The 19,349-nt window shown below is 59.1% G+C and carries 21 protein-coding genes; 10 read left to right on the forward strand and 11 right to left on the reverse strand.

The features are described 5' to 3' along the window. The coding region (locus E1297_RS49120) for a hypothetical protein (RefSeq protein WP_196223276.1) at positions 1-328 on the forward strand (328 nt) is incomplete at its 5' end. A 59-nt stretch (positions 329-387) separates the two neighbouring features. Here the strand turns inward: E1297_RS49120 and E1297_RS11235 are convergent. Further along, complete coding sequence (locus tag E1297_RS11235; protein WP_155138058.1) at positions 388-1,194, reverse strand: AraC family transcriptional regulator; 807 nt, start codon at positions 1,192-1,194, stop codon at positions 388-390. A 112-nt stretch (positions 1,195-1,306) separates the two neighbouring features. On the opposite strand from E1297_RS11235, the gene E1297_RS11240 reads away from it, so the two are divergent. The 6 genes from E1297_RS11240 (at position 1,307) to E1297_RS11265 (ending at position 6,441) form a co-directional block, all read left to right on the forward strand. Continuing rightward, positions 1,307-1,843 carry a peroxiredoxin-like family protein gene (locus E1297_RS11240; RefSeq protein WP_155138059.1) on the forward strand — a complete coding sequence of 179 codons (537 nt, stop codon included), beginning with the start codon at positions 1,307-1,309 and terminating at the stop codon, positions 1,841-1,843. 132 nt (positions 1,844-1,975) lie between these two features. After that, positions 1,976-2,938: a calcium/sodium antiporter gene (locus E1297_RS11245; RefSeq protein ID WP_368669527.1), complete on the forward strand. Its 963-nt coding sequence runs from the start codon at positions 1,976-1,978 to the stop codon at positions 2,936-2,938. A 121-nt stretch (positions 2,939-3,059) separates the two neighbouring features. Next, a complete protein-coding gene (gene purL / locus E1297_RS11250) occupies positions 3,060-5,258 on the forward strand; it encodes a phosphoribosylformylglycinamidine synthase subunit PurL (RefSeq protein WP_155138061.1) in 2,199 nt (732 codons plus the stop codon). A gap of 39 nt (positions 5,259-5,297) precedes the next feature. Next, complete coding sequence (locus E1297_RS11255) at positions 5,298-5,531, forward strand: BolA family protein (protein WP_155138063.1); 234 nt, start codon at positions 5,298-5,300, stop codon at positions 5,529-5,531. A gap of 99 nt (positions 5,532-5,630) precedes the next feature. Next, positions 5,631-5,963: a Grx4 family monothiol glutaredoxin gene (gene grxD, locus E1297_RS11260; RefSeq protein WP_155138065.1), complete on the forward strand. Its 333-nt coding sequence runs from the start codon at positions 5,631-5,633 to the stop codon at positions 5,961-5,963. 214 nt (positions 5,964-6,177) lie between these two features. Further along, positions 6,178-6,441, forward strand: a complete 264-nt coding sequence (locus tag E1297_RS11265) for a hypothetical protein (protein ID WP_209015752.1) — start codon at positions 6,178-6,180, stop codon at positions 6,439-6,441. Positions 6,442-6,680: 239 nt separating this feature from the next. Here the strand turns inward: E1297_RS11265 and E1297_RS11270 are convergent, their stop codons facing one another. Beyond that, positions 6,681-8,237, reverse strand: coding sequence for a DUF427 domain-containing protein (locus E1297_RS11270; protein WP_155138069.1), 1,557 nt, complete (start codon positions 8,235-8,237; stop codon positions 6,681-6,683). Positions 8,238-8,300: 63 nt separating this feature from the next. Further along, a complete protein-coding gene (ttcA, locus tag E1297_RS11275; RefSeq protein WP_368669528.1) occupies positions 8,301-9,191 on the reverse strand; it encodes a tRNA 2-thiocytidine(32) synthetase TtcA in 891 nt (296 codons plus the stop codon). Between the two features lie 307 nt (positions 9,192-9,498). Between ttcA and E1297_RS11280 the strand changes: the two genes are divergently transcribed. Further along, positions 9,499-10,095: a hypothetical protein gene (locus E1297_RS11280; RefSeq protein ID WP_155138071.1), complete on the forward strand. Its 597-nt coding sequence runs from the start codon at positions 9,499-9,501 to the stop codon at positions 10,093-10,095. Between the two features lie 64 nt (positions 10,096-10,159). On the opposite strand, the gene rpsD is transcribed toward E1297_RS11280, so the two are convergent. The 7 genes from rpsD to E1297_RS11315 form a co-directional block, all read right to left on the reverse strand. Next, positions 10,160-10,777 (reverse strand): 30S ribosomal protein S4, encoded by a 618-nt coding sequence (gene rpsD, locus E1297_RS11285; RefSeq protein WP_155138073.1) that lies wholly within the window; start codon positions 10,775-10,777, stop codon positions 10,160-10,162. 223 nt (positions 10,778-11,000) lie between these two features. Continuing rightward, positions 11,001-11,876, reverse strand: coding sequence for a glutamate racemase (gene murI, locus E1297_RS11290; RefSeq protein WP_155138075.1), 876 nt, complete (start codon positions 11,874-11,876; stop codon positions 11,001-11,003). 14 nt (positions 11,877-11,890) lie between these two features. Further along, the gene (locus tag E1297_RS11295; RefSeq protein WP_155138077.1) at positions 11,891-12,694 is read right to left on the reverse strand and encodes an RNA methyltransferase; all 804 of its coding nucleotides are present in this window, start codon (positions 12,692-12,694) and stop codon (positions 11,891-11,893) included. A gap of 66 nt (positions 12,695-12,760) precedes the next feature. Beyond that, positions 12,761-13,282, reverse strand: coding sequence for a GNAT family N-acetyltransferase (locus E1297_RS11300; protein WP_155138079.1), 522 nt, complete (start codon positions 13,280-13,282; stop codon positions 12,761-12,763). Between the two features lie 14 nt (positions 13,283-13,296). After that, positions 13,297-13,854, reverse strand: a complete 558-nt coding sequence (locus E1297_RS11305) for an XRE family transcriptional regulator (RefSeq protein ID WP_155138081.1) — start codon at positions 13,852-13,854, stop codon at positions 13,297-13,299. Between the two features lie 57 nt (positions 13,855-13,911). Further along, a complete protein-coding gene (gene fabF, locus E1297_RS11310) occupies positions 13,912-15,180 on the reverse strand; it encodes a beta-ketoacyl-ACP synthase II (RefSeq protein ID WP_155138083.1) in 1,269 nt (422 codons plus the stop codon). A 52-nt stretch (positions 15,181-15,232) separates the two neighbouring features. Further along, entirely contained in the window at positions 15,233-15,655 is a 423-nt protein-coding gene (locus tag E1297_RS11315) for a MarR family winged helix-turn-helix transcriptional regulator (RefSeq protein WP_155138085.1), read from the reverse strand. Positions 15,656-15,817: 162 nt separating this feature from the next. Between E1297_RS11315 and E1297_RS11320 the strand changes: the two genes are divergently transcribed. Together E1297_RS11320 and E1297_RS11325 are read left to right on the forward strand one after the other, a co-directional pair. Then, positions 15,818-16,384 (forward strand): HdeD family acid-resistance protein, encoded by a 567-nt coding sequence (locus E1297_RS11320; protein ID WP_155138087.1) that lies wholly within the window; start codon positions 15,818-15,820, stop codon positions 16,382-16,384. A gap of 312 nt (positions 16,385-16,696) precedes the next feature. Beyond that, entirely contained in the window at positions 16,697-17,830 is a 1,134-nt protein-coding gene (locus E1297_RS11325) for a TauD/TfdA family dioxygenase (RefSeq protein WP_155138089.1), read from the forward strand. Positions 17,831-18,066: 236 nt separating this feature from the next. Here E1297_RS11325 and E1297_RS11330 read toward each other — a convergent pair whose 3' ends face one another. Continuing rightward, positions 18,067-18,867, reverse strand: coding sequence for a hypothetical protein (locus tag E1297_RS11330; RefSeq protein ID WP_155138091.1), 801 nt, complete (start codon positions 18,865-18,867; stop codon positions 18,067-18,069). Between the last annotated feature and the right edge of the window lie 482 nt (positions 18,868-19,349).

A 19,349-nucleotide genomic window follows, 5' to 3' on the forward strand; every position in this document is an offset into this window, starting at 1 on the left:
CATGCATGAAATCGGCGTCATTCCGACCGACGTCTACAAGTGGGACTCCCACTACGGACGGGAGGTTCTTGGTCCGACCGTCCAGCGCGGATACCATGCCTGGGCGATCCCGTTTGTCGAAAAAATGCGTCAAAGCCCCCGCCTCACCCGCATGGCCGCCCCGTTTGCAAAAGCCTGGGCGCAGGAAATGGCCCACCGTTGCGACCCTGAAAACCATCAGGGCAACCGCCTCGGCGCAGCGATCCTGTATACTGGGGTTCCCGTGTGTTTCTTGCTCGGCCGCGCACTCGAAAAGCTGGACAAGGCGAAACGTCTCGCAAACGCCTGACGCTCAACGCAGCCGCACCTGCCCCGGCAGGTGCGGCTAACCAACTTGAACGTTTTGGGCTACCCGGCTTCCAGAGACCGCATTTGTGTCGGCGCATAGCCGTAGCGGCGTGAAAAGGCCCGCGAGAAGGCAGCAGCACTGGAAAACCCGCAAAGCTTGGCGACCACTTTCACCGGAGACCCGGTTTCCAGTTCTGCCCGCGCGATGTCGAGCCGCCAGGCGGACAGGTACATTCCCGGCGTCACTCCCACCACTTCCCTGAATGTTACGGCAAACTGTGTGCGCGACATGCCCGCAACCGAGGCCAGCTGTTCAAGCGTCCAGGAGCGCTCAGGCGCTGCATGCATGGCAACCAGAGCGGCAGCAAGGCGCGGATGGGCCAACCCGGCCAGCAAGCCGACATCCGCAGCGCCCGTTTCCAGAGCGTGACGCAGCAAACGGATCACAACGACTTCGCACAGCCGGTGAAACACCGCCAATCCGCCACATCGCGGACGCACGACCTCTTCCACCAGAGGGGTCACCACCATGGCAAGGTCCGGGGCCAAATTGAGCGGGATCTCGATGCATTTGGGCAGGGCACAAACCAGATGATGACCGGCCCCGGTGATCTGGATGTGCGCGGCGACCAGTGTTTCAAGCCCGTCCCTTTCAGAAAATGCCGCGTTTTGACCCCGCGTCTTTGCGCCACCGGGGTAGAAAACCAATTGCAGACTTCCATCGGGCAGTCGCTGGATCAGGAAATTTGCCTGCTCAAGCACGGCGCGATCCGCTGGAATTACCTCCGCCTGGACACGGAACCGCTCTATCAGGGAAGACAGCCGGTCCAGCCGGCCCGAGAAGCGGGAGCGGGCAAACTCATCCATTTTTTACGAACTCCAGATCATCCAAATCGTACATTTAATTTCTTAACGTTCAATATCCTGCCGTCAACCAGTCAAAAGCTGATCCCTGACGATGCCACATAAGGATATCCCCATGCTCATGCCACGCCAGCCTGTTCCCGCCCTCATTGTAGAAACATTAACCGGGGACACTTTTGATCTGTCGAACGACGCAGCAGACTTTGGAACCCTTGTTGTCTTTTTCAGGGGACTTCACTGCCCGATTTGCGCGACATACCTGAAGGAACTGGAACGATTGACGCCCGGGTTCGCAGAACGCGGTGTCAAGACGATTGCGATTTCTTCCGATGACGGGGACCGCAGCCGCAAGATGGCCGAAAAGATCGGTGCGCAGAACTTGCGCTTTGGCCACAGCCTGCCGCTTTCAGTCGCGAAATCCTGGGGCCTCTACATCTCCACAAGCCGGGGCACGACCTCGATCGGCATTGAAGAACCGGCACTTTTCTCCGAGCCCGGCGTCTTTTTGGTCAAGCCGGACGGCACACTCTATTTTGCCTCCGTACAGACCATGCCGTTTGTCCGTCCGCATTTCCAGGAAATGCTCGGCGCACTCGACTTCGTGAAAAAGAACGAATATCCGGCGCGCGGCGAATACTCCGGCGCGGTCTGATCCGGACATTTTACACAAGAGAGGCATGAACGTGCCCCGGCAACCTGTTGCCGGGGTTTTATTTTTGCGGCGGCCTTGCGAAGAGAATGCATCCTGCCCACTTGCAGGTTCATTCAGTCAAAGGCCCCTTTCGTGCTTTATCTCCAAATCGTTGCCGGTCTAGTTCTCCTTGTCGCAGGTGGCGATCTCTTTATTCGGGGGGCTGTCGGCGTTGCCCGCCATTTCGGTCTTTCAGCGCTCCTGATCGGGCTTGTGCTGGTGGGATTTGGAACGTCGACCCCGGAACTGGTCACAAGTCTGATTGCCGCCATGAACGGCGCGCCAGCCATTGCAATCGGCAACATTGCCGGTTCGAATATCGCCAATATTCTGCTGATTCTCGGGCTTGCGGCCGTGATTGCCCCGCTTGCAACGGACCCTGCTGCCATGCGGCGCGACGGCGTTGTGGTGATGGCCTCGACACTTGCCTTCGTCGTGCTGGCGGTCATCGGTGAAGCTGGCCGGATCGCAGGCGCACTGCTGCTTCTGGGCCTCGCGGCCTACATCCTGACCACCTACCGGACCGAAGCCAACAAGGACACGCCCTCGGCAGAGTTCCACCGCGCGGAGGCAGATGCGGCCACCGCGCAGCCCTTCACATCCCGCCTGCCGTTCCTGATCCTGTTGCTTGTTGCCGGCCTCGCCATGACGATCGGCGGCGCGCATTACCTCGTCAACGGTGCGGTCGGAATTGCCCGCACCATGGGGATCAGCGAATCGGTGATCGGCGTGACCATCGTGGCCGTTGGCACCTCGCTGCCGGAACTGGTGACATCCGTGGTCGCGGCCCTGAAACGCCAGTCGGATATTGCCTTGGGCAATGTCATCGGATCGCACATCTACAACATTCTCGGCATTCTGGGCGTGACAGCTCTGGTTCATCCCGTGGCAATCCCGGAGGATATTGCGCAAAGGGATGTGTGGGTCATGCTGGTGGCAACGGTCGTTCTCCTGGTATTTGCCGTTTCGGGATGGCGAATCACACGCCGGGAAGGCGCGATCATGTTGTCCGGCTATGCTGCCTTCACGTTGTATCTTGTTCTGGGCGGCGCATAACGGGTTCAAGAAGCCCCATTCACAATGGATGGCGGAAACAAGGCTCCCCATCGGCAAAACGATCTGCTAAACCGGCGCCGAACAGCCCCAAGGCGCATGCGCCGCAAATCCCCGGACCGACATGATCCCGAACGATATCAAGATCACGCCCGACCTTATCGCTTCCCATGGGCTCAAGCCCGATGAGTACGACCGGATCCTGGAACTCATCGGCCGTGAGCCGACCTTTACCGAACTCGGCATATTCTCGGCGATGTGGAACGAGCATTGTTCCTACAAGTCCTCGAAAAAATGGCTCAAGACACTGCCGACCAAAGGTCCGCGCGTGCTGCAGGGCCCGGGAGAGAACGCAGGCGTTGTTGATATCGGCGACGGGCAGGCCGTTGTGTTCAAGATGGAAAGCCACAACCACCCGTCCTACATCGAGCCCTATCAGGGGGCCGCGACAGGTGTCGGCGGGATCTTGCGCGATGTCTTCACAATGGGTGCCCGGCCGGTGGCGGCAATGAACGCCCTGCGCTTCGGCGAACCTGATCATCCCCGCACAAGGCACCTCGTTTCCGGTGTTGTCTCCGGTGTCGGCGGCTACGGCAATTCCTTCGGCGTCCCGACGGTGGGTGGTGAAGTCGAGTTCCACGCCCGCTACAACGGCAACTGCCTGGTCAACGCCTTCGCCGCGGGCCTTGCCAATTCCGATGCGATCTTCCTGTCCAAGGCCGAAGGTATCGGCCTGCCGGTCGTGTACCTGGGTGCGAAGACCGGCCGCGACGGCGTTGGCGGTGCCACCATGGCCTCTGCCGAATTCGACGACACGATCGAGGAAAAGCGTCCCACCGTTCAGGTTGGCGATCCGTTCACCGAAAAATGCCTTCTGGAAGCCTGTCTGGAACTGATGGAAACCGGCGCCGTGATTGCGATCCAGGACATGGGCGCTGCCGGTCTGACCTGTTCGGCAGTCGAAATGGGGGCCAAGGGCGATCTGGGCATCGAACTCGATCTGGATCAGGTGCCGGTGCGCGAAGAGCGCATGAGCGCCTATGAAATGATGCTGTCGGAAAGCCAGGAGCGCATGCTCATGGTGTTGCGTCCGGAAAAGGAAGCCGAAGCCGAGGCGATCTTCAAAAAGTGGGGTCTGGACTTTGCCATTGTCGGCGTCACCACCGACACGCTGCGCTTCATCGTCAAGCATCAGGGCGAAGTGGTCGCGGATCTCCCGATCAAGGAACTGGGCGACGAGGCTCCGGAATACGACCGCCCCTGGATCGAGCCGGAAAAGCGTCCTCTGCTCACCGCTGATCACGTGGACGAGCCCGATGACTATGCCACGGCCCTTCAGGCGCTGGTCGGATCGGCAAACGGCTGTTCACGCCGCTGGGTTTACGAACAATATGACACGCTGATCCAGGGCAACTCGGCTGCAACACCGGGCGGCGACGCAGGTGTGATCCGGGTTGACGGCATGGAAAAGGGCCTTGCCTTCTCCGTGGACGTGACCCCGCGCTATTGTGAGGCCGATCCGTTCGAAGGCGGCAAACAGGCGGTTGCGGAAGTCTGGCGCAACCTGTCCGCCGTTGGCGCCGAGCCGCTGGCTGCAACCGACAACCTCAATTTCGGCAACCCGGAAAAACCCGACATCATGGGCCAGTTCGTCGGCTGTATCAAAGGCATCGGCGAAGCCTGCCGGGACCTCGATTTCCCGATCGTCTCCGGCAATGTCTCGCTCTACAACGAAACCCATGGCGAAGCGATCCTGCCGACCCCGGCCATCGGGGGCGTCGGCCTGCTGCCGGATGTCACGAAACGGGCCGCTGCAGCCTTTGCCAATGAGGGCGATGCCATTGTCGTGATCGGCGGAAAGGGAACGCATCTGGGTGCTTCCATGTACATGGCCGAAGTGCTTGGCCGCGAGGAAGGCACGCCGCCGCCGGTAGATCTGGCTGCCGAGAAACGCAATGGCCTGCTGGTCCGGGAGCTGATCCGTGCGGGCCGGGTCACGGCCGTCCATGACATCTCGTCCGGCGGTCTCGGCGTTGCTCTCGCCGAGATGGCGATCTCCGGCAATCTTGGAGCGACCGTCCGGGTTGACGGCCCTTCCCATGCCGCGCTCTTCGGCGAGGATCAGGCGCGTTATGTCATCACGATCCCGGCGGACCGCCGTGACGACATCCTGGAAGACATCATTGACGCAGGGGTTGTGGCCAACCACATCGGCACCGTCGGCGGTACGCAATTGACTGTTGAAGGCATTCTCACCATATCCGTTGCAAACTTACAAAAAGCACACGAAAATTGGTTCCCGGCCTATATGGCAAATGCCTGAAACCGAAATGAACCGAAGACTTTCAAGAGGGACATTCACATGCCGATGAACGCAAACGAGATCGAAACCCTGATCAAGGAGGCCCTGCCCGACGCTCAGGTGGAGATCCGCGACCTTGCAGGCGATGGCGATCATTATGCGGCAAGTGTTGTTTCCGAGACGTTCCGCGGCAAGTCCCGCGTGCAACAGCACCAGCTGGTCTATCAGGCGCTCAAGGGCAACATGGGCGGGGAGCTTCACGCCCTCGCCCTGCAAACCAAAGCGCCGGACTGATTTCTTGCCGCATACGCGGTGATACGAACACACTAAGCCGCCAGCACCGGATAGTGACAGCGTCCGGCCCGCTTTCAGGCACTTGAGAAGGATATATCCATGAGCATCCAGGACTGGATCAAGAACGAAGTCGACACCAACGACGTGGTGCTTTTCATGAAAGGCACCCCGAATTTTCCGCAATGCGGTTTCTCGGGTCAGGTCGTGCAAATCCTCGACTATGTCGGTGTTCCCTACAAAGGCATCAACGTTCTGGAAGACGATGCGCTGCGTCAGGGCATCAAGGATTTCTCCAACTGGCCGACGATCCCGCAGCTTTACGTGAAGGGCGAGTTCGTGGGCGGTTGCGACATCATCCGCGAAATGTTCCAGAATCAGGAACTGCAAACGACCTTCTCCGAAAAGGGCATTCAGACCGAACAGTCGGCCTGATTTCGGGCGACAGAGGTCGGAAATCGTTCTGTTATCCAAAGGCGGCTCGGCAACAGAGCCGCCTTTTTTCGTGTTTCGTCCCGGCAATCAGCACGAATCATCCAGAATGGCCTGAATGGATACGTCTGCTTCAGCTTCGCTCAAGCGGAGTGGCGGCATTCTCCCTGCAAGACAGGCTTGAACGGTGGATGGAGGGGACCGGGAAATGAACTGGATGGCATTTGCAACCGCCGCGGTTGTGACGATCGGCACCGTGTTTCTGGCGGCCAGTCTGATGCCGGAGGCAACCGATCACCGCCGGGTCAATTGCAGCAAGCTGACCGTGTTTGCGCCACAAAACGGCAAGAGCGAAGAAGAGCTTTGCAAGAGCCATGGCGGTCTCGCGCTGTCGGGAAGCGCACCGGCTGAGCAAGGGCTTGTCATCCTTGTCCGCAATCTCCCGATGGGCGGTTTCTCGGCCAACACGGCGGTTCGCTAGAGCCATCAGCGCGCGCTTGCGGCACTGAATTCACCCCCGATTGTCATCAGGGACAAAACCGGAAGGTTTTTTCCCGGACCGGAGAGCCCATGAACCCGTTAAATTCCGGGTTTTTTGGTCCCGGTTCCGCGCTTCGCTTGGCCGGGATGACGGTCGCGGGCCCCAATAAAATCACCCAGCCTGTTCGACGATGCCTCCGGAGCCCGACCATGAACGTGGATCCGGAAGTCATCGTGTGTCTAATTCCCGATATCCACCATGAAGGCCTCGACCGGGCCCGAAACATTGTGCAGCGCCAGTTTCCCCAATGACGTTGGTGGGTGCAAGGGATCCTGACAGACATCTTCGGCAACAACGACCGGATGACCGATCCGCTTGCCATGGTCGGAAAGGCGTGCGGCAATATTTGCGGCACTTCCGATCACGGTGAAATCCAGCCGCTCCCGCGACCCGACATTTCCATAGGTGACTTCGCCGAAGGCGATCCCGATCGCGCAGTCCAGAGGCAAGGCTCCGTCATCCTCGGGGGCAGCCAGCCCGTGGACGATTTCCCGCGCCGCCAGAACCGCCCGGGCGCAGGCGTCTTCGCGCACGCTGTTAACCGGAAAGATCGCCAGAACCGCATCACCGATGAATTTCAGCACCTCGCCATCGTGAGTGTTGACCCGGTCCGCCGTCGTTTCGAAAAAGCGGTTCAGTTGCGCAATATAGTCTCCCCGGCTCAACTCCGCCTCAAGCCGCGTCGACCCGCGCAAGTCGCAAAACAGGATGGCCGCTTCAATCACGTCACCGTCGCCACGGCGGATCTCTCCCCCAAGGACCCGCGCGCCGGTGCGCTTGCCGAGATAGGTGTCCAGCAATGCCGTGGCATTGGAACGCAGCGCGAAAACTTCATAAAGCCGGCTGATGATCGCGGAGCATTCGAACACCAGACCGAGATTGGCCGTGGTGAAACCCTTCGGGTGATCGCTCGCCATGGTCAGGACGTTGATCCGGCCATCCGAAAAGGGGAGCGGCATCGCGACATAATCGGTCGCGCCCTGAGCCTTGAGATCCTCCATGATCCGGAAATCGAACTCGTCCGGGTTGGCATCCAGTCTCTGGCGGATGCCGCCCAGTCCCTGGGAAACGTGCCGGAGCGGGCTGTCGGTGAACAACGGATTGTTGTTCAGGTATTCATGCGAAGGCGCACGCGCGATCAACTGATTGTCCGCCCGGGTCCAGATGAAATGCCGTCCCGCGATCATCGGATGAAGCGACCAGATCAACACGCTCAGACGCGAAACGGCAACGCCGTCGGCGACAAGCCTGCGCCCGATCGCGGTGGTCAGTTCGTCGGGGCTCGGCAGGGCCCAGGCTTCGCGCAGCAGCCAATCGACGGTCGGGCCGGTGATATGACCACTTGGAAGCACGGTCAGACCGTCCGCCTCCAACTCATAGCCGGTAACAGCCCCGGGCATGAAGGCAATGTATCCGTCCACTGCCCGTCCTTCCGGAAGAGCGTTCTCGTAACACCAGACGGCATTTTCGATCAGCTCTTCCCCGACCCGAAGATGCGCATAGGAGGCCGTTCCCTTGAACGGGCAAAAGGTGCGGTGATCCGGAGACGGCTCAAGAGCAACCCGGACATCACCGCGCGGGAAATAGATGACCGGCGGCAGCCGGGTCTCGTGCATCACCCGTGCCCGGTCCGATTGCGCCAGTACGTGTTCGCCCCGGCGCGCCCTCACCAAGCCGTGAAGTGCCTCGACCTGGATCTGATAATCGTTGGAAGTCAGTTGCGGGCTTGTTTCCATGCCGGGACGATAAGCCCGCGCAAAACGTCTGTCTACGTTGCCCTTGGCGCTGGCGCGGCGTTTTTATTCGGCAGCAAACAAGCCTGCTGTCATGGCAAGACCGGCCCCGCAAGGTTCTTCGGCTTCGCCGTCCCCGGATGAAGCCTGGCCGGGCTTCAGCTTGACGAAATCATACAGCGACCGGTCAAGCAAATGGGATGGCCGCGTATGACCGAGCGCCCGCGCCATGACCCCGAGCCGCCCGGGGGTTTCCTTTTCCCAGGTTTGCAGCATGCGCTTGACTTCTTCGCGCTGCAGCCCGTCCTGCGAACCGCACAGATTGCAGGGAATGATCGGAAACTGCATCCCCTCGGAGAACCGGGCGATATCGCTTTCCGCCGAGTAGGCAAGCGGCCTGAGCACCAGAAGATCGCCATCGTCATTGATCAGCTTCGGCGGCATCGAGGCAAGACGCCCGCCGTGAAACAGGTTCATGAAAAAGGTTTCGAGAATGTCGTCGCGGTGATGACCGAGCACGATCGCCTCGCAGCCCTGCTCACGGGCCACCCGATAGAGAATGCCGCGCCGCAACCGCGAACACAGCGAACAATAGGTGCGATGCGCCGGGATCTTGTCGGTGACGATCGAATAGGTGTCCTCGCGGATGATGATGTGCTCGATACCGTTTTTCTCGAAAAATTCCGGCAGAACATGCGCCGGAAACCCGGGTTGGGCCTGATCCAGATTGCAGGCGATCAGGTCGACCGGCAGCAATCCGCGCCATTTCAGCTCAATGAGGACGGCGAGCAGCGTATAGCTGTCCTTGCCGCCGGACAAGCACACCAGCCATTTCGGCTTGTCGCCCGATTTGGCGGTTGGCAGCATGCCGAAATCGTCCATCGCCTGACGGGCCTGGCGCAGCAAGCGCTTGCGCAGCTTCTTGAATTCGACACTTGAGGGGGCATGCTGCAGGATTGCCGGAACATCCTGCGAACCGTCCGCTTCCGGAAGGCGTTGGCCCGTCTGCGCGCCGGTCTCCGGTTGTTCAGCGTTGTCTTGCACTTGTCTTCTCTCCTCAGCGAAATTCCGGCGCGGACCCTAGTCTTTCAGGCCCTCAAGAGCAAGCACCCCCGGGGCGTATCACAAGGACAAAACCGGCCCGTCAGTATGTCATCATGACAGGTTGGCCACCGCATTCCTGACAATATTTATCTGCCCGCCCAAACCCTCCAGACTGGCCCTGCCTTGGACCCGAGGCACATCCGTCACCGGAGGAGTGATCATGCCGATTTCAGATACCCGGAATTCCGTTTTCAGCACCGCCGCGCTGGTTGCCGGAACACTGGCACTTTCCATGTCCGCAGCAAGTGCAGATCAACACGACACGTCAACAAGTTCCGAAACAGCACCTGCAACGGCTTCGGATGCAACAGCAAGCGCACAGCAGCCGGCATCAAGCGCGTCGCCGGGGCAGGCCAGGGAAGCCATCATTGAGGGCTTCATGGAAATACCGCTTGTCGCCATATTGGCAGCCCAGCCGAGCGGCACCCCGGAACCGGCCAAGGACAGCGATTGTCAGGACCGTTTCGGCCCCTATTCCGGCAAGGTCGTTGATGTCGCATTTGAAATCGACATGAAGAAAAACGTGATGATTGCAAAAACAAATGTGGACGGGTCGGAGGCAGACCTGCATGCGGTCAGCATCCCGGGCACCTACACGTTTATTTCGCAAAACCTGCCGAAGGCCTTGCAGGAAGCCGGCTTCACCCAGGAAATCTTTTCGGTCCGGACGGATTTTTCCGATGAAGCCTTTCACCTGATCGGCAAGCTTGACGACAGCACGGTCTGTCTTTTGACCAATATTCCGTTGGGCGGATAACAGTCGTTGCAGGCATAAAAAAGGGCCGCCCGAAGGCGGCCCTTGAAAGGTCGGAATTGACCGATTAGCGCGAGTAGAACTCGATCACGAGGTTCGGTTCCATCTGCACCGGATACGGCACATCGGAGAAGGCCGGAACGCGGTTGTAGGTCGCGGTCATCTTGTTGTGGTCGGCTTCGATGTAATCCGGAACGTCACGTTCTGCGGACTGCACGGCTTCGAGAACCAGAGCCATCTGCTTGGAACGCTCACGAACTTCGATGACGTCGCCCGGACGCACACGGTAGCTCGGAATGTTCACGCGCTTGCCGTTCACCTTCACGTGGCCGTGGTTGATGAACTGACGTGCGGCAAAAACGGTCGGTACGAACTTTGCGCGGTAGACGATGGCATCAAGGCGGCGCTCCAGAAGACCGATCAGGTTTTCAGACGTATCGCCCTTGATGCGGGACGCCTCGTCATAAACCTTGCGGAACTGCTTCTCGGAGATGTTGCCGTAGTAGCCCTTGAGCTTCTGCTTGGCGCGCAGCTGCACACCAAAGTCGGACAGCTTGCCCTTGCGGCGCTGACCGTGCTGGCCCGGGCCGTATTCGCGCTTGTTCGACGGGCTCTTCGGGCGGCCCCAGATGTTCTCGCCCATCCGGCGGTCAATTTTGTACTTAACGCTATGGCGCTTTGACATCGCGGTTTCCTTTGTGTAACGCGTTGTTTTTTATCAAGGAAACGCGCCCTCCTTTATCCTCTCCGGTTCACGGGAAACGGATTGGATCGACAGGGACCCGGCTAGACGGCGCCGGCCGGATGCCCACGGGTGCGTGAGACCTGAAAACGATAACGCTTTCAAGACTGGCGGGTGCTACGCCAAACCCGCTCAAAAGTCAATCTTTCGGGGGAAATAACCGCCCTCATGCCAGTGGCAACGTCTCTTTCCCGGCCTGCCGGACCTGTGGGGACGGACGGCCAACATCCACGTTGAACAGTTGATCCTGCACCAGCGTCAAACCGAAACCGGCCAGCAACCGCTGCAAGGCCGGATCCTCGGGGTTGGAGGTAAACACCGCCCGGTCGGCTGCACTGCCAGGTGTTTTGCAGAGGTGCTGCTCCAGAACACGCACCAGCTGGCGGGCAATCGCTTCTGCCGGATCGAGCCAGTCCACCGGCCAGGGGGCAATCTTCCGGAACCGGTTGGCGAGAAACGGATAATGGGTGCAGGCCAGCACCACGATGTCCGTCCGCCTGCCCCCGTCTTCGAGAAAACAATCCTCGATTTCAGCCTGCAGTTCCGTGTCCGGGACCTGTTCTCCGCGCAAATGCGCTTCTGCCAGAACCGCCAGCCGGTCCGAGCCGACCAGCCGGACATGACACCGGGACGCGAAGCTGTCGATCAGGCCACGGGTATAAGCGCGGCGAACCGTTCCCGGTGTTGCCAAAACCGATATCAGTCCGGAAAACGTCCGTTCCGCCGCAGGTTTGATGGCAGGAACCGTTCCGACAAACCGGCAGTCCGGGTGCGCTTCCCGCAAAGCCTCCCCGGCAAGCGTGAAAGCTGTGTTGCAGGCAATGACCACGGCTTTCGGATCATGAACCGAAAGCAAATCCCGGAACAGATCCAGAAGGCGCTGCTTGAGGCTCTGCTCCTCCCAGGCTCCGATCGGAAAGGCCGCATCATCCGCCACATAGAGGATCTGTTCGTAGGGGAGCAAACGCCTGATTTCACGAAGGACCGTCAGCCCGCCGATGCCGCTGTCAAAAACAAGGATCGGCCGGGCGGTGTCAGTCATCGCGTTTCAAGGTCCTATTCTTCTTCGTCACCGCGCTTGGGCGGCCGGGTTTCACGTTTTTCCAGCGCCGCAATCACACCGCGCAAGGCCCGCACCTCCTGATCCGTCAGCGAGGCCTTCTGGAAAATGTTGCGCAAGGTTCTGACCATATGAGGGCGGCGTTCGGGCGGGCGGAAAAAAGTCACCCGGTCAAGCGCACCTTCCAGATGCTCGAACATGCGCAGCACATCATCCTTGGTTGCCGGCGGATGCTCCTCCTCGTCAAGACGGAAGGGAAGCGCGCCTTGCGTCGCGGTGTTGCGCCACTCATAGGCACACACAAGCACAGCCTGGGCAATGTTCAAAGATGCAAAATCAGGATCGACGGGAAGCGTGACGATTTCATCGGCAAGCGCGACTTCCTCGTTGTTCAGCCCCCAGCGCTCACGGCCAAAAATGTAACCGACGGCAAGGTCCTTGCTGCCCAGTTCCACCGCCTTCGCCGCCGCCTCGTCCGGCCCCCGGACAGGTTTCGGCACTTCGCGCGAGCGGGCGGTGGTCGCAAAAACGAATGTCAGGTCGGCAATCGCAGCCTCAAGGCTGTCGAAGACCTGCACATTGTCGATGACATGATCGGCCCGGCTTGCCGCCGCGCGGGCCTTTTCGCTCGGCCAGCCGTCACGCGGATTGACGATCCTCAGATCGACCAGACCGAAATTTGCCATCGCGCGGGCCGCCGTGCCGATGTTTTCACCAAGCTGCGGCTCACACAGGATGACTGCGGGCGGGCGCGCGTTGACCTGGCGCGCCTCGTCTCTGATTTTTGCGTTCTTGCTCATGATCGGGGGATTTAGCCGAGACCCGCGCGCTTGAAAAGGACCTCGCCCCCGGCCAGCCCGGATTTTTCAAAGCTGTTTGTAGAAGATGGTGGTCGCATCCCATCCGCCATTTGTTGAAACCGCAAATTTCGGAATGACACCAACCCGGTGATAACCGGACCGCTGGTACAGTCCCTCGGCAGTATCTCCGGTGACCGTATCAAGGGTCAAAAGGCTACGGTCCAATTCCAGCGCCAACGCCTCCGCTTTCGACAAAAGCATGCGGGCAATTCCTTGCCGCCTTGCATCCGGATGGACCATGAGCTTCGCCACCTCGGCCCGGTGCCGGCCATTGTCCTTTTCGGCAAGCTGCAGCATTACTGTTCCGACGATCCGGCCGGCGTGTCGCGCAACCAGCAAATGGCTGCTCCCGCTTCGCAGATCCGGAGCCTGTTTGCGCCAGAAGGTTTCCGCCTTTTCCTGCGATAACGGCAGGACAAAACCGATCCCGGCACCATCCTCGACGCACGCTTTCAGGAGTGTGCCAAGTTCGGCAAGTGAAGCTTCAAGGGCATCTGCGGTAAACAACTCGATGCCGGCCTGTTGCATTTTATCCCCTCCAATCATGGCATTACCACACAGATGAGATAGCGTGCCGGATGCGGGCCGAGCGCCGTGAATGCATTCCCGTGATTGAGACGAAACCGCAGACAATCACCGGGCCGGAGGGTTTCATCCCCTTCGGCCAGGGTCACTTTCAACGTACCGGACAGGGCGACCACATGATGCTCGAGATCCGGCAAGGGCGGCTTCGCATAGGCCACGGTCTGGCCCGCCGGTATTTCGCCCTCGACGATACTACCGCGATAGCCCGGCTGGGAAGGCGACACGTTCCTGCGGACAAAGCCCGTTTCCGGATCCATCCAGACTTCCTGTTGGTCTCGAGCGACAAGCGCTTCGGCCACACCATCGTCATAGGCAAAAAGATCCGCCATCGAGACCTCAAAGGCATGGGCCAACAGGCCGAGCGTGGCGGCGGTCGGGCTGGTTTCGGCTCTTTCAATGCGGGACAAGGTCGCCCGGCTGACGCCCGTCGCCTCGGACACGGCCTCGAGCGACAGGCCCCTGTCCTGCCGCAGCCGCATCATCCGCCGAGCGAGTTTTTGATCAAATTCCGCCATAGCAATTCCCGTATATGAAATATAGTTCTCATATATGGGAAAATGATTTAAGGCCTGTCAATCCACTTTCGAAAAAATCGCAGCCGCATTGACGCCGCCGAAACCGAAACCGTTGCTGATGATGTGATCGACCGGACGCTTGAGCCCCTGACCCTGGATCAACTCGAACCCGGCTACAGCTTCTTCCGGCTCATCCAGATTGCGCGATGGCGGCAGGATTCCCGATCGAAGCGCACAGATACACGCGATCGCTTCAACGGCACCGGCAGCCCCCAGCAAGTGACCAATCATGGATTTGCTCGACGACACGGCCAGCGTTTTCCCGCGCCCCTGAAACAGGGTATCGAGTGCGGCCATCTCGGCGGCGTCACCAACAGGCGTCGAGGTGGAATGCGCATTGACATAGCCGATATCGGCCGGTTTCAGTTGCGCCGAGGCGAGGGCAAGCTGCATGGCCCGCAGGCCCCCGTCCCCATCCGGCGAGGAAGACGTCACATGATAGGCATCTGCTGTGGTGCCATAGCCGCTGACAATCGCCAGCGGCCGGGCGCCCCGCTCAAGAGCATGCCGTTCCGTTTCCAGAACGAGTGCGCCCGCACCCTCTCCCATGACGAACCCGTCGCGCGCCTTGTCGAACGGCCGGGAGGCAAGAGCGGGATCGTCGTTGCGCCGGGACGACATTGCCCGGGCCGCACAAAACCCGGCATAGGACACGCGGTCGAGACAGGCCTCCGCTCCACCGGCAAGCATCACATCCGCCTCGCCGCTCTTCAGGATCCTGACCGCGTCGCCGATGGCTTGCAGGCTCGCAGCACATGCCGTGACCGGCGCTCCGAGCGGGCCCTTGAACCCATGCCGGATCGAGACCTGCCCGCTTGCCAGATTGGCGAGGAATGAGGGTACCATAAACGGGGATACGCGCCGGGGTCCCTTGTCATCGACCAGCCGCGTTGCCGCGGTCATGGCCGGAAAACCGCCGACGCCGCTTCCGATGATGGTGCCGGTGCGGTTTTTCTCAAGGTCCGTCGCCGGCACCCAGCCCGCCTGTGCGACAGCTTCTTCCGCTGCCGCCAATGCGAAGTGAATAAAGCGGTCGGTACGCTTTTGCTCCTTGGGCTCCAGGTAACGGTCCGCATCAAAACCGTCCGGATCCTCCTCAATTGACGGCACTTCTCCGGCAATCTGGCAGGCAAGATCATCGGCCTTGAAACGGGTGAGACGGCGGATACCGTTTTCGCCTTTCGACAACCGGCGCCAAAAGGCATCCACGCCGGTTCCCAGTGGAGAGACGACACCCATTCCGGTGACAACAATGCGTTCAGACATGAACCAACTCCCAACGTGTAATTACACTCATAGAATCAAAAAAAGGCAGCGGTCACATCTCCGACAGCCGCTTCAGGGCCTTGAGCGCCGAGACAAAGGCGTCCTCCCCCATTTCATCCGCAAGATCCCGCTGTGCCTTTTGCCAAAGAGGAATGGCCTGCTTGAGCAAACCGTCTCCAGCCCCGGTCAACGCGTAGGTAAGTCCCCTGCCCTTGCCCAGACGCCGCTGCTCGACCAGTCCCTTTCCCTGAAGCAATGACAGATTGCGCAAGAAGGTTGTGCGCTCCATCGAGATGATCCCGGCCAGTTCCGTCATGGTTTCACCCTCGGCCTGCATGACCAGCACCAGAACGGAAAACTGGCCGGACGTCAGCCCGACCTTTTTCGCCACCCGGTCATAACGCCGCGAGATCGCCCGGGAGGCCATGCGGGCGTTGGTTACCATGCAAAGCTTGAAATCATTCTCGATATTCATCCGGAATGACTATCGTGCAATTACACATCAGGCAACCCCCTTCATCAGGTGCAACAGCTTGAAACACACTCCCTAATTTTAACAGGCTTGTCACAGGAGTTTTGCGGATGGAGCCTACGCTTAGAAAATCCGTCGATTCTTTAGAAGTGTGGAGGCGAAACAATGTCTGATGCCGCGCATAAAATGGAAGACTTCCGGACAAAGGCACAAGAGAACTGGGCCTGGTTTCTGATACTTGGAATTGTCCTGATTATCGGAGGCGGCATTCTGATTGCCGCCCCGCTCGCGACCTCTATAGCCGTCACGTTGCTGATTGCCTTGGTGTTCTTCGTCGGCGGCCTCGTCCAGATCTACAATGCCTTCAAGACGAAAGCGCAGTCCGGGTTTCTATGGAACCTGATCACCGGCATTATTGCGGTGGCCGGCGGCATCCTGATCTACTTGAACCCGCTGGCAGGTACCTTTGCCCTGACCATCGTGATCGCCGCGATTTTCATTGCCCAGGGCGTCAGCCAGCTGATCCTCGCCTTCCGGATCAGGCCACATGAAGGCTGGGTCTGGGTTGCGATTGCAGGCCTCGCCTCTCTGCTTGCAGGTTTTTTGATCTGGAGCGGAATGCCCGGCTCCGCAGTTTGGGCCCTCGGCCTGATTGCCGGCATATCCGTTCTTCTAAACGGCTGGAGCTATGTTGCAATTGCCCTTGCTGCCCGCGCTTCGAAGAACGGCTAGGCGCATTTTGAACCGCCGGCATGAGCGGCTTTCGCCTTTGATTTGTTGCGGACGCCCTCAGACCCGCCGAAATCACTTTCTGCGGGTTTCCTTTTGTTATAACATTCCTAGTTAGTTAATTAGGTCGATCCGGTTCTCGTCGAAATACTGGATCCTAGCCGGGACAATTGGCAATGATTGCCGGTGTTGGTCGAAATCAGGGACAGCCCCACGCCAAGGCGCACTGGTGGTGGCCGCCACCCAAGTTCGCGTGATCGCCCGGCCGTCTGGCCGGTTCCTGAACGATCCTGAAACGCAAACCGGACAACCCATATGGTTACAGCTCACATTGGTGCGGATCACCGCACGCTCACGCTTGTCTGGCCGGATGGCCAAACCGCAGCCTATCCCGCGATCTTTCTGCGCGACAATTGCCCGAGCGGGTTTCATCCGCAAACCCTTGAACGCGAGTTCGACCTGACCAGCGTTCCACTCGATATTCAGATTGCCTCCGCAGGTGTTGAAGGCAGGGAGCTTGTCATAAGATGGGCCACCGAAGATCTGGTCAGCCGCTTTTCCCAAGACTGGCTTGAAGCCCACAAACCGGGTCAACGTTTTACCGATCCTGCGAGTGTGCGCCCAAAGCTATGGCGTTCAGACCTCACCAAGCAGGATCTGCCACGTGCTTCTGCCCGGGATTTGCTTGCGAACGACGAAGCCTTGTTTGACTTTCTGGTCGGCGCAAAAACAACCGGCTTGGCCATTGTCGACGGGATGGCGAACGACGCGGATGCCGGCATGTCCATCGCCCGCCGGATCGGTTTTTTGCGGGAAACCAATTTCGGCGTCACTTTCGAAGTAATGTCGAAACCGGACCCGAACAATCTGGCCTACACGTCCCATGCCCTGCCGCTTCACACCGACCTGCCTAATCAGGAGCTGGCGCCCGGCTACCAGTTCCTGCATTGCCTCGCCAACGATGCTGAAGGCGGCGGCTCGACCTTTGCCGACGGCTTTGCCATTGCCGCAGATCTGGCTCAGTCCGATCTGGACGCCTTCGATCTTCTTGCAAACACACCGGTTCCATTCCGCTTTCAAGACGGTGACTATGACATCCGCAAGCACCACACCGTGATCCAGCTGGACAACGGCGGCACGGTCAGCGAAGTCAGGTTTAACGCCCATATCGCATCTGTCTTCGACATGCCAGCAGAGCAGATGGATGCCTACTATCGCGCCTATCGCACGATCATGGCGATGACGCGCGACCCGGCCTATGTCATGACGACGCGGCTGGACGCTGGGGAAATGGTGATCTTCGACAATCGCCGGGCCCTGCATGGCCGCGCTGCATTCGATCCGTCGACCGGGTTCCGGCACCTGCGCGGTTGCTACGTCGACCGGGGCGAGTTCGACAGCCGTATCCGGGTCCTGTCGCGCCGTCTCAAGACCGCTCTGGCAGCCTGACCTGCTCCACGCTTGTCCGGTCCGCACATTGTCGCGGACCGGGGTCTTGTTTGATCCGGTTTTCCAGTCGAACAACCAACACAATCGAGAGAACGTCATCCGGATTTCCGTCAGTATCACTCTATCGTTTCGGATAAGAAATGACGTTCCGGAGATTTTCCCCTGACCGCGGACGCAAAGCTATCGGTCAAGACAAGACCGTTGAACTCACCGGGGGAGGAACGTGCGGTTTGGCTTCAGGCACTGCGCTGCCGCCGGGCATTCGCGTATCGGGACCCGAACAGAAACGTGACGGGCCAGACAAGTGACGACAGCAAAGCAAGGCCTGTCCCCAAATAGACCCCCAGGGGACCGAAACTCACGGCCGCCACCAGCACAAAGATGACGATGCTGGGCAAACCGTAAGGGTATCCCTTGATCACGGTAAACACATGCTGTGTCGAATAGCTGAAATGCATGATGATCATGAGTGGAAACAGCGTCATCGGGAACCCGGCCAGAAGCCCGGACCATTTCGGACCGATCAAACCCGCTATTCCGGTGATGGCAACAACCACCGCAATCGCGATAGCCGATCTGAGCACCAGCGCCTGCCATGTCATTCTGACCCGCTCGACAATCTGCGTATCCGCATGATTGCGCATCAAGATGATCGACAAGACCGCAGCAGCCGCCATGAAGCCAACCGCTCCTGCGAGATTGAAATGCATTGACGTCACAATCAGGGCGGCAGCCAAATAGCCAACTAGCGCTGCCCCTGTCGCCTTGAGAAACTGCAAGCGATGGGCCCGGCGCGCCACATACCAGTAGACAAGGTTGAAGCACAAGGTCGCCACCAGCCCTGCAATCGTATAGGTCGCCGCCTGAACCAGAAATTCAGGCCCCTGCTGGATACCCAAAAAGAAAAACACCAGAGCCACGCCAAGCGGCAAAGCAGACAGCAGCCCAGCCAGGGCCGGCCCCACGAATTCGGCCACGCCCGACAAGCCGAGTACAATAACAACCGTTGAAATTATCTTCGCGGCCAATATCAACATCACAAAAGCCCCCTCGACAAAATGAAAGTGGAAACAAGATTTTGCTGCATTGCGTTGAAAGCGTCCGGCAGGTTCAATTGAAACCAGAAATATAGAACCGTACCGTACGGTACATAAGCATGCTCAAGCCGTCCCGCAAGAGTGGTTAAGCGCCGCGACACTTGGCAGCCGGATTTAAAAGACCTGCACATTTTGCAGCCAATCGAAACACGCAAATAGAGGGCATAGGGTTAGGTTCCCGCCAGACAAGGCTTGGATGGTAAGGATGGAGAACGTTTGGCTGTGATAAGTGTCTATGAAAGGCGATGGCCATTTGTGGACACGGGAGAATTCACAGACGTATTCTCTGGACGGAAATCGGCGGTAAATCGCCCAACTAATCGGCTTTCTCTTAAATACTCGTTTTAGAGACAGCATTTTTCCTGCGTCGCACCCACTTTCCAGACTGCGGAATAAGTTACTGTTTTATATGTTTTATTGTT

This window comes from Roseibium sp. RKSG952 (assembly GCF_009711355.1).